Source organism: Deltaproteobacteria bacterium (genome assembly GCA_023382265.1).
Taxonomy (GTDB): domain Bacteria; phylum JAMCPX01; class JAMCPX01; order JAMCPX01; family JAMCPX01; genus JAMCPX01.
Genome location: JAMCPX010000059.1, coordinates 1 through 8,724 on the forward strand (window position 1 = coordinate 1; position 8,724 = coordinate 8,724).

The following is an 8,724-nucleotide window of genomic DNA, read 5'->3' on the forward strand; positions in this document are numbered from 1 at the left end:
GCTTCATCATGGGTAGCAGCCCTTCAGATCCTCTGAGGGACTTTTCCGAAAAACCGGACGTGCGGACATATGTCAAGTCTTTCTGCATCGACAAATACGAGTATCCGGACCAGGAAGGCGTTATTCCGCAAAGAAATGTTAGCTTCTATAAGGCAGAAAGGTTATGCAAGGCTGAAGGCAAGCAATTGTGTTCAGAGGATCAGTGGGAAAAGGCATGCAAAGGGCCCTCTTCATTAAAGTATCCTTACGGTAATGTATGGAATTCCGCGAAATGTGATACGCAGAACAAGGATGGAACAAACAGATCTGTAGTGCCGTCAGGCACCTACAAGGCATGCGAAAGCGGCTATGGAGTCTACGATATGAGCGGAAACGTGATGGAATGGACCAACAACATTTTTTCGCCACAGGATACAACTGATAAGGTCGTCAAAGGCGGATCTTTCACTAAACCCGATTGGGCAACACGATGCGCATACCGGTATAATATGCTTCCGAACTCAACGAGCAATGAGGTTGGCTTCAGATGCTGCAAACCGCCGGAAAGATAAGAGCGTTCTTATATGTACACCTCTGCATCGTATATTTTGATTGCGTATGTGTTTGTTGCGATATCCGGCTATTGGCTTGAATACCTGAAACTTTCATACCTGAAAAGGTACGGTACTGTAGTTCCACCTGAATTTGCAGGCAGTATCGATCAAAAACTACTGGACAGCTCAAACAGGTATACCATCGAATCAACAAAGTTCGGCATCGCTTCATCCCTGTTCAGCAATGTTCTGCTGATAGCGTTTTTCTTTGCTGGCATTCTCGGCACCTATACTGCATGGATCGCTTCCCTCCATCTGAACTTTATCGTGTCTGGTATTGTCTTTTTTTTACTGCTGGTTTACGCAGATACCTTCCTGACAATCCCTTTCAGCGTGTATCAAACATTCAAGATAGAAAAAAAATTCGGCTTCAATACGATGACGGCAAAATTATGGCTCACGGATTTCGTAAAATCCCTTCTCGTATCGACGGTGCTTCTCTCTTTAATCACAGCAGCCGGTCTCTGGCTTATTGAAAAAAGCCCCTTGCATTGGTGGCTGTGGGTATGGCTTTTCTTTCTCATATTCAGTATCTTCATGATGTATATCTCTCCCTATGTGATAGAGCCGTTGTTTAACAAGTTTCGTCCTGTTGAAGATGAAAACCTCAAAGCGGGCATTCAGGAACTGACGGGAAAGGTCGGCGTTAAGATCAGCAAGATCCTCAAAATGGACGCATCGAAAAGGACAAAGCATACCAACGCCTATTTCACAGGCATCGGAAGGGTCAAAAGGGTCGTTCTCTTTGATACACTCCTGAACTCGATGAGCACGGAGGAGATCATCGTGGTCCTGGGACATGAGCTCGGACATTGGAAAAAGAAGCATGTCTTAAAGCAATTGGTCCTTATGGAGGCGATTTCTCTTGCAGTGCTCTACCTGTCCTTTCGATTGATGCAGGGCAGCCTTTTGCTCAATTGGTTCGATATCTCCACAAACAGCCAGTTTGCAAAGATAGCGATCCTTATGTTTCTTGGTACGATTGCGGCATTCCCGTTTACGCCGGCGTTTAACCTCTTCTCCAGAAGGCATGAAAGGGAAGCAGACACCTTCGCCTGTGAACTCACCGACAATCCGGACGCCATGATCAGCGCACTGGTAAAGCTTTCAAAGGACAACCTCTCAAACCTCCACCCCCACCCGGTATACAGCGCCTTCTACTACTCCCACCCGCCGGTGACCGAGAGAATACAGCACATCAAGGAGTGGAAAAAATCCCGGTAGCTCCCCGTTCCTGCTTCCTCCAAATAAGATTCTTCAATTCCCCTCTACATAGAGTGGCGAGAATTGTATTCCGTCATTGCGATGCGTCATCGGTGCAGAAGCAATCTCTCCCTTCCCTGTCATCCAGTTCCAACCCAGTTCTTTCTTATTCTCTATGCTCAATCTTTGAAAGCCTTGTTTCGTGATCATCAAGCTGAGCGGAGGGTTTTTTATCCCCGATTCATTCTCTTGCCTTTTCCGCGTGCACCATGCTATCTGCAAATCATGCGTTCCAATGCCCTTGTATATGTAATCTCCATCTTAGTGGCCATGGTAATTGGCTGGTCGGTGTTTAATCCGAGCTACAGCGGGTCGATAGAATATATGATCATGCTTGTTTTTTTTATCATGATCGCATGGACTATCCTTATAGCCTTTGTGCCTAACCCCAAGGAGCGCGGGTATCTTATCTCCATATTTCTTGTAGCCTTGTTTTTAAGAATACTTGTCTCCCTGCTTGTTCATGCCTTGCTCCCCCCTGGCTATTTCGCACCGGATGAGGTTGGTACACTATGGACTGGAAAAATGATCGCTGAATCATGGAGCGGTTCTGCCATGCCTCCTACTGTAAGTATTATAAGTAGCGGTATATACTATTTTGCCGGATCTATATTTTATATCTTTGGGTACAAACCCAATATCTTGTTTTTACTTGCAAACTTTCTCGGTGCAATGACAGCTTTAAATGCCTATTTCATAACAAAGCGGCTATTCAATGAACAGTCTGCACGCTATAGTGCAATGGTGGTAACTATCTTGCCGTCACTCATTCTTTGGTCATCTATGCCGTTAAAGGATGTTTATTCCCAGTTTTTCATTACGTCCATTATTCACCTTACCTTAAGGATTAAAGAGCGATTTAGAATAAGCAACCTCGCGCTTATTTTTGGTCTGCTTGCACTTATTGGATTTGTCAGAGGGTATCTGGTTATTATCATATTAATGGCAGTTGCCGCTACATTTATCCCTGTACGTAAAGAAACCTTTATAAGAAATGCAATTGTTATAGCTATCTTTGCCATATCGTTTAGCCTGTTTTTTTCATCATACGCGGCAAAAGCTATACCCAAATACGGCGAAAAATCTGAAGGTATATTACAAACAATGCAACAAACCAGAAGCGGATTTTATACCGGCGGTTCAAAGATGCTCGGACACGTAAATATTGCAGATCCGGTTAATGCTATGATGTATTCTCCTTTGCTCTTGACAGTATTTTTTCTTGCTCCTTTTCCATGGGACATCTCAGGAAGTATAATTCATAACCTTGCAACTATGGAGAGTTTGGTGTGGTATTTCTTTTTCTATTACGCAATAAAAGGCATTATATGGTCATTTAAAGAGGGCAATTTTGATGTGATGCCTGTGCTTGTCATGATCGGAGTGCTATCCATTGCATACGCACTGGCAATTTCGAACCTCGGTGCTGCATACCGTTTCAGGGCACAGGTCTCCGTACTTTTATTAGTATTCAGTGGCTATGGATTGTATTTGAGGAAGCAGGAGCACAAAAAGAAATATGCGATGCCTGTCGAACCAAATATTTCGTCTTCCTCTCCCCATCCCCCTAACAAGTGGTAGCTGGGTAATCATTCCTGCGCCACATGACCCGGAACTGTCATTCCCAAGAAACATGTCCTCGTGAAAATGGTGAGCGGGAATCCCGTTCTCTAATTATGCAAAAAAACACATCATTTCACATTTAACAGGCTGATTCATATACTTTTAGATGTCTTTTGTTTCTATTTTCCCTATTTCGTTGCAATTACAATCATATGATTTGCAAAATTCCTTAAAAAAGGAAAACGGCTAAAAAAATCATCTATAGGTTCATAGATTCTTAATATCTTAGCAAACATATTCTTGGGGAGTATCTTTCCAAGCCAAAGAAAAGGGCCATAAAAACATGCTTCAACTTTTATATCGTTAAACCCAGCTATTTTAAATTTTTTTGTAATAGAATGAGTTGTTTCAAAATACTGCCTAAGATTAGAAAAACCAGGAAGCATAAGCTTACTATTTAAGAAATTAAATCCGGCATACCCGTGTGTGGACAACAAGGGAGCCACAGTAACAAAACAGATTCCTCCTTTTTTTAAAACACGAAACATCTCTTGAATTGCTCTTATTCTATCGGGGATATAACGTAACAGCTCTATAGCAATGATTATATCGTAAGCTTCATCTTGTAATGGTAAATGAGTTGCATCACTATGCAGTATTGGTATGTCTGGATTTTCCTGTATTGCTATTTTTACCATTTCTTCTGCTCCATCAACTCCGGTACAATGATATCCTTGTGCCTTAAGGGCTTTTAATGTGTAACCAGTTCCACATCCTATATCCAATACTTCACGTGGTGGCGAATATTTTACCAAATATTTGTAGAGTATCTCATCAATTTTTTTCCGCCCATATGTAAAAGTAGAAAGATAAGGGTCTTTATTAAAGATTAAATACCTATTTCTAAAAAGCTGGGCTTGTTTATTATGTAAAGTTATACCATCTTGTGCGCTTTTATCTTCCATTTGTATACCTCTCTACAATTTGTTGCATTGTCATAATCTTTAATATTCCCTCTTTTTTTTTCACATTAGCATATTGCAAAATTTCTTCAAACGCTGAGAGCATTTTATCCTCATAATGTCCTACCAAATTAAATGGGTGAAACCATAAGTGGAATATTTCTTTATTTTTAATCGCTTTATCTATCCCCTTTTTAGCTTTTTTAACTCTGAAACTTACAGGTATAAAACTTCTTACACCATCCTTTGCCAAATATAACATAGAGCCGGGAATATTAAAAAGCCCCTCCAGCGGTTCCTCTATCTGTACACTCCTAGGGGATATCATAAGTAATTCATCCAGATAATGAAATATTTTTTGTAGTTTTTTTTGTTGAATATCATAAAACCAAGTTTTATCCATTCCTCTATATGCAGTAAAACCATATTGTTTTAACACAGACAAACACCCTTCTGCATTCCTGGGAAAAATAAAACTTTTAAAACTCATTCCAATCTCCTGTGCTATATTAATGCACGCACCAATATCTGATTCAGCAGTCTCAGCACTGCATCCAGGATCACCAAAAATAATATGCGAAAAAGAATGACAGGCTATTTCTTGTTCAGTTTTACTGTTTCTTATCCATTCTACTATATCCTTACCATACCATATTGGTTCATCTTTAATATTAGAAGTCGGGTCTTTTTCGAACCAATCTTTTTTATACCACGAATATTGTGGTCTTATGATTTCCCGATGTTTAATGCCATTCGATATCGAACAACTATCTAAAAAAAGATGCCCAACAATAGCCCATGTTGCTGTAATAGTGTATTTTTCTAAAAGGGAAAGTAATTTATTTATTACTTTACGTTCTCCTTCAAACTTCCATTTTATATTTTCAAAATCTTTGTGATCAAAACTGCCCCAAGCAAGTTCTGTGTCAATAGATATGACAAATGTAGGTATATCCCAGGGTTTTCTATTATTCATTTATTTTATCTACCTTTCTTAAAATCTTCACATACTTAGGTGCCCAGACTCTTACAGGATATTTCTTTTCAACCTCAAAGTATTCTTCCCTTTTTAATATGTATGACTTTATGTACGTACTGATCATATCCATAGTCAGTAAATCAATCTTTGTCATAAAAATCTGTTCCAAAGAAAACAATAGCCCAATGTAATTATCAAAATATCCTTCAAATTTTTACTAAAGGCAGAGTTATCAAATTCCACAAGAAAATCTATATCGCTTTGCGATGTCATTTCACCTCTTACAGATGAACCAAAAAGAGCAAGTGATTTTACTTTATATTTTATTAGAAGTTCTTTGTTTGATGCCAAAAGTTCTCTAATTTCATCTTTTGTTAAATGCCTCATATTGCCCATATTGATTGATAGATTACATTAAATCTCCTTCATTGGCAAATGATATAATAAACCGCTCAGATTTCCCCCAAACGAATTTACCCCTATCTTTTTACCCGAACCACTCTAGTCTTCCTAACTCTTTTCACCCACCGTACACCAATAAGGCGGCTCATCGCTGAATTTTATATTTTTCAGACCGGCATCTTCCATCATCTTTGATATCTGAGCTTTTGTGAATCTCTTTTCCAATTTTGTTCCAAACCGATCCAATGCATCTGTTCGCATTGTGTAAAATTTTCGATTCCTATAAAAGGATAAGGGAATTGTATCAACTTGTAAACCTATTAGTTCTGCCAGTTTTGCAAGCCTTGCAAGAGGCAGGTAAATGAAGAGCGCTATAATCTGTGAAGTAATATATTTGAGTGGAAATGGCATCCTCGATATGAACACTCGCGCTCCATCGCTCAATTTCCAAATTATCCTATACCAAAAGGGTTTGTTGTCAAACGCATAATACAGATACAAGAGAAACGGAGCATTTTTTTTCAATTTAGCAACACACATTTTAATGCCAGCCTCCGTATCGGGGATGTGATGTAATACTCCCAGTGAATATCCAAAATCTGCTGAACCATCATCCAATGGTATATGATCTACACTTACCTGATGGAATAAACAATTATTAAACAATTTAAGATTTTCTCGCGCTACCTGTAATGCTTCTTCACTGGGATCTATGCAGTACAAAGTACCCACTTTAGGAGCTACAAACTTTGCCCATCTGCCGCTGCCGCAGCCAAGATCAAAACCAACGCTGTTTTTAGGTAACTTATCCCACGGGAAAATAGTAAAATATGCTGAAAACATATCATATAATTCCTTGTCGTTAAGCTGGCTTTGATCAAACCTGTCCCATTCCTTACCGAAACCATGTACTACCTTTTCATCTATATTGTAGTTCGTTTTCATGATTATTAAAATGCAGGGTTTACAATTCCTCAACTCTTCATTTCAGATCTTCGCAACCTATCTTAAAATCTCCACATACTTTGGTGCCCAAACCTTGTTTGCTTTTTATCTTATTGTTCTGCACTAGCTTTTATGCAATCTTGAGACTCAATCCATCTATCCTTGATGCCCTTAACCTTTTGACTTTTACATAAACTATATTTTGACCAGGTTCTTTATTGGCTTTAGCAAGATTGATATTTTTTTCTGCAAGCTCTTTATCATATTCAGGTAGTAAAACTATTATAGCGTTATCAGGTATTTTTCCTTCTATTTCTGGATGATCAAGGAGATATAATTCAAACTCTGTAGAGAGTTGCTGGTTCTTTTTAAATAGTTCCTCTTTTGTCATGTTTTTATTCTCCTTAAATATCTATCCTTGTATTTCTCCCAATTTTCATTTATATCCTTATCCGCTATATTCATAACTTCGTTCAAATCTGCTCCACCAATAAATATTTTTTCTTTGCTTCCATCTGGATTTATCAAATCCTTATGAACAAATCCATGAGCAGTATCATACCTTATTACAGGTACCCATTTGTCTTTATACAACATTTCATACTGAACTACAAATCCTATGATTTTACCTTTCTCTTTTATATGTTCATGTCTTTTTCTATCTGTATTAGTAAGCATAAAAACATAACTTTTTTTATTCATCAGCTTTGCCTGTTATGTCCATTATCTGATATCCTTTTCACCCGCTACCTTCTTTAAAATCTCCACATATTTCGGTGCCCAGACCTTTAATGAATATTTTACTTCAACAGTTTTCCGACCTGCCTTGCCAATCCTATTTCTCAACTCAGGATTTTCTATCAGTAACGTCAATTTCTCAATCCATTCCTTTTCATCCTTTGCAAGAAAGCCATTTATCCCATCCTGAATAACCTCCGTATTCACACCTACCGGGGATGCCACACACGGTATCGCCATAGCCATATACTGTAATACCTTTAAACCGCACTTACCTTTTGCCCACTCGTCATCAGGTAATGGCATAATGCCTATATCAAATTCAGCCATCTCTGCCAATTCTGTGCCTAATGACCATCTCATATTGGTTGTCTGAATACCATCAGGGTTGTATACTCCTCCAATAACCTTCATGCTATGATGTCCGGGCAATTGCTTCCAGATATTATCAAGCAATTTAAGATAAACAGACGTAGAACCACTTCCTATCCAGCCGATTACAACTTCATTTTTATTTTGTATCGTAGTTGTAGGTTTGTAATAATCTGTATCAACAACAGTTGGGATAACTGACACATGCTTGTTTAATAACTTAGCATGCCATGCAAGATAGTCATTGCCAGCAACTATATGTGTTGAAAGTTGTATAATCTCATCAAACTTCTTTGTTGGTTTTAAAAGCCTTTTCAGAAAAGGACTTATTCTTGTCTGGCTTTTAACATACATCCATATTGCATCATCAAAATCAAAGATGATTGGTATACCTTTGTTTGAGATGTATCTTTCTAACCATGGTCTTCCGAATAATATTGCCTCTCTATGAACTATTACCTCACGCGATTGAATCCCCCGGACCGAGGTTTCGTATATATCAATACCTGTCGTATTTTAAGGAGGCAGGCATAGAATACAAAATAAGTACATTCCTTAATAGTGTAGAGTATATGAATATATACAATGGACCTGTTACTTCTTTTTTAGAAAAATCAATTGCGGCAATAAACGGGATATCAAGACAGATACATGCTATTTCTGATATTAAGTCCTACGATGGGGTAATAGTTTATAGAGAGGCAATATTATTTGGAAGACCATGGATAGAAAGCTACATATCAAACAAAGGTATACCAATCATCTTTGATTTTGATGATGCAATATGGATGTATGTTAAAAGCCAGACAGGTATAAGTCCTATTCTGAAAAGGCTGTTAAAACCCAAAAAAAAGTTTGATGATATTATACAACTCTCAACACACCAATAAGGTGGCTTATCGCTGAA

At 38.4% G+C, this 8,724-nt stretch carries 13 protein-coding genes; 4 read left to right on the plus strand and 9 right to left on the minus strand.

Annotated elements, in window-relative coordinates; translation table 11 throughout:
* On the plus strand, window positions 1-551 hold a 551-nt coding region (locus M1381_10915), incomplete at its 5' end, for a formylglycine-generating enzyme family protein (protein ID MCL4479585.1).
* A gap of 12 nt (window positions 552-563) precedes the next feature.
* The gene (locus M1381_10920; protein MCL4479586.1) at window positions 564-1,817 is read left to right on the plus strand and encodes a M48 family metallopeptidase; all 1,254 of its coding nucleotides are present in this window, start codon (window positions 564-566) and stop codon (window positions 1,815-1,817) included.
* Window positions 1,818-1,850: 33 nt separating this feature from the next.
* Here the strand turns inward: M1381_10920 and M1381_10925 are convergent, their stop codons facing one another.
* Window positions 1,851-2,006, minus strand: a complete 156-nt coding sequence (locus M1381_10925) for a hypothetical protein (protein MCL4479587.1) — start codon at window positions 2,004-2,006, stop codon at window positions 1,851-1,853.
* 75 nt (window positions 2,007-2,081) lie between these two features.
* Here M1381_10925 and M1381_10930 point away from each other — a divergent pair, with 75 nt between their 5' ends.
* A complete protein-coding gene (locus tag M1381_10930; protein MCL4479588.1) occupies window positions 2,082-3,437 on the plus strand; it encodes a glycosyltransferase family 39 protein in 1,356 nt (451 codons plus the stop codon).
* A 170-nt stretch (window positions 3,438-3,607) separates the two neighbouring features.
* Here the strand turns inward: M1381_10930 and M1381_10935 are convergent, their stop codons facing one another.
* The 8 genes from M1381_10935 to M1381_10970 all read right to left on the minus strand — a co-directional run bounded on the left by M1381_10935 (window position 3,608) and on the right by M1381_10970 (window position 8,171).
* Window positions 3,608-4,384, minus strand: coding sequence for a class I SAM-dependent methyltransferase (locus M1381_10935; GenBank protein ID MCL4479589.1), 777 nt, complete (start codon window positions 4,382-4,384; stop codon window positions 3,608-3,610).
* Complete coding sequence (locus M1381_10940; protein ID MCL4479590.1) at window positions 4,374-5,357, minus strand: polysaccharide deacetylase family protein; 984 nt, start codon at window positions 5,355-5,357, stop codon at window positions 4,374-4,376. Before M1381_10940 ends, M1381_10935 begins: the two co-directional genes overlap by 11 nt.
* Window positions 5,350-5,514 carry a hypothetical protein gene (locus M1381_10945; GenBank protein ID MCL4479591.1) on the minus strand — a complete coding sequence of 55 codons (165 nt, stop codon included), beginning with the start codon at window positions 5,512-5,514 and terminating at the stop codon, window positions 5,350-5,352. The genes M1381_10940 and M1381_10945 overlap by 8 nt, the downstream gene beginning before the upstream one ends.
* Window positions 5,511-5,756 carry a nucleotidyltransferase domain-containing protein gene (locus tag M1381_10950; GenBank protein MCL4479592.1) on the minus strand — a complete coding sequence of 82 codons (246 nt, stop codon included), beginning with the start codon at window positions 5,754-5,756 and terminating at the stop codon, window positions 5,511-5,513. The genes M1381_10945 and M1381_10950 overlap by 4 nt, the downstream gene beginning before the upstream one ends.
* A 114-nt stretch (window positions 5,757-5,870) precedes the next feature.
* Entirely contained in the window at window positions 5,871-6,707 is an 837-nt protein-coding gene (locus M1381_10955) for a class I SAM-dependent methyltransferase (GenBank protein ID MCL4479593.1), read from the minus strand.
* A gap of 130 nt (window positions 6,708-6,837) precedes the next feature.
* Complete coding sequence (locus M1381_10960; GenBank protein MCL4479594.1) at window positions 6,838-7,098, minus strand: hypothetical protein; 261 nt, start codon at window positions 7,096-7,098, stop codon at window positions 6,838-6,840.
* Window positions 7,095-7,409, minus strand: coding sequence for a hypothetical protein (locus M1381_10965; protein ID MCL4479595.1), 315 nt, complete (start codon window positions 7,407-7,409; stop codon window positions 7,095-7,097). The genes M1381_10960 and M1381_10965 overlap by 4 nt, the downstream gene beginning before the upstream one ends.
* Window positions 7,410-7,430: 21 nt before the next feature.
* Complete coding sequence (locus tag M1381_10970) at window positions 7,431-8,171, minus strand: glycosyltransferase family 4 protein (protein ID MCL4479596.1); 741 nt, start codon at window positions 8,169-8,171, stop codon at window positions 7,431-7,433.
* 65 nt (window positions 8,172-8,236) lie between these two features.
* Here M1381_10970 and M1381_10975 point away from each other — a divergent pair, with 65 nt between their 5' ends.
* Window positions 8,237-8,707, plus strand: a complete 471-nt coding sequence (locus M1381_10975) for a hypothetical protein (protein MCL4479597.1) — start codon at window positions 8,237-8,239, stop codon at window positions 8,705-8,707.
* Window positions 8,708-8,724: the final 17 nt, after the last annotated feature.

Excerpts from the sequence above, each read along its gene's own strand:
- M1381_10950 (MCL4479592.1), bottom strand. The coding sequence starts at position 5,756 with ATGGGCAATATGAGGCATTTAACAAAAGATGAAATTAGAGAACTTTTG.
- M1381_10940 (MCL4479590.1), bottom strand. The coding sequence starts at position 5,357 with ATGAATAATAGAAAACCCTGGGATATACCTACATTTGTCATATCTATT.
- M1381_10970 (MCL4479596.1), bottom strand. The coding sequence starts at position 8,171 with ATGTATGTTAAAAGCCAGACAAGAATAAGTCCTTTTCTGAAAAGGCTT.
- M1381_10925 (MCL4479587.1), bottom strand. The coding sequence starts at position 2,006 with ATGATCACGAAACAAGGCTTTCAAAGATTGAGCATAGAGAATAAGAAA.
- M1381_10965 (MCL4479595.1), bottom strand. The coding sequence starts at position 7,409 with ATGAATAAAAAAAGTTATGTTTTTATGCTTACTAATACAGATAGAAAA.
- M1381_10930 (MCL4479588.1), top strand. The coding sequence starts at position 2,082 with ATGCGTTCCAATGCCCTTGTATATGTAATCTCCATCTTAGTGGCCATG.
- M1381_10920 (MCL4479586.1), top strand. The coding sequence starts at position 564 with ATGTACACCTCTGCATCGTATATTTTGATTGCGTATGTGTTTGTTGCG.
- M1381_10945 (MCL4479591.1), bottom strand. The coding sequence starts at position 5,514 with ATGACAAAGATTGATTTACTGACTATGGATATGATCAGTACGTACATA.
- M1381_10960 (MCL4479594.1), bottom strand. The coding sequence starts at position 7,098 with ATGACAAAAGAGGAACTATTTAAAAAGAACCAGCAACTCTCTACAGAG.
- M1381_10935 (MCL4479589.1), bottom strand. The coding sequence starts at position 4,384 with ATGGAAGATAAAAGCGCACAAGATGGTATAACTTTACATAATAAACAA.
- M1381_10975 (MCL4479597.1), top strand. The coding sequence starts at position 8,237 with ATGGTCTTCCGAATAATATTGCCTCTCTATGAACTATTACCTCACGCG.
- M1381_10955 (MCL4479593.1), bottom strand. The coding sequence starts at position 6,707 with ATGAAAACGAACTACAATATAGATGAAAAGGTAGTACATGGTTTCGGT.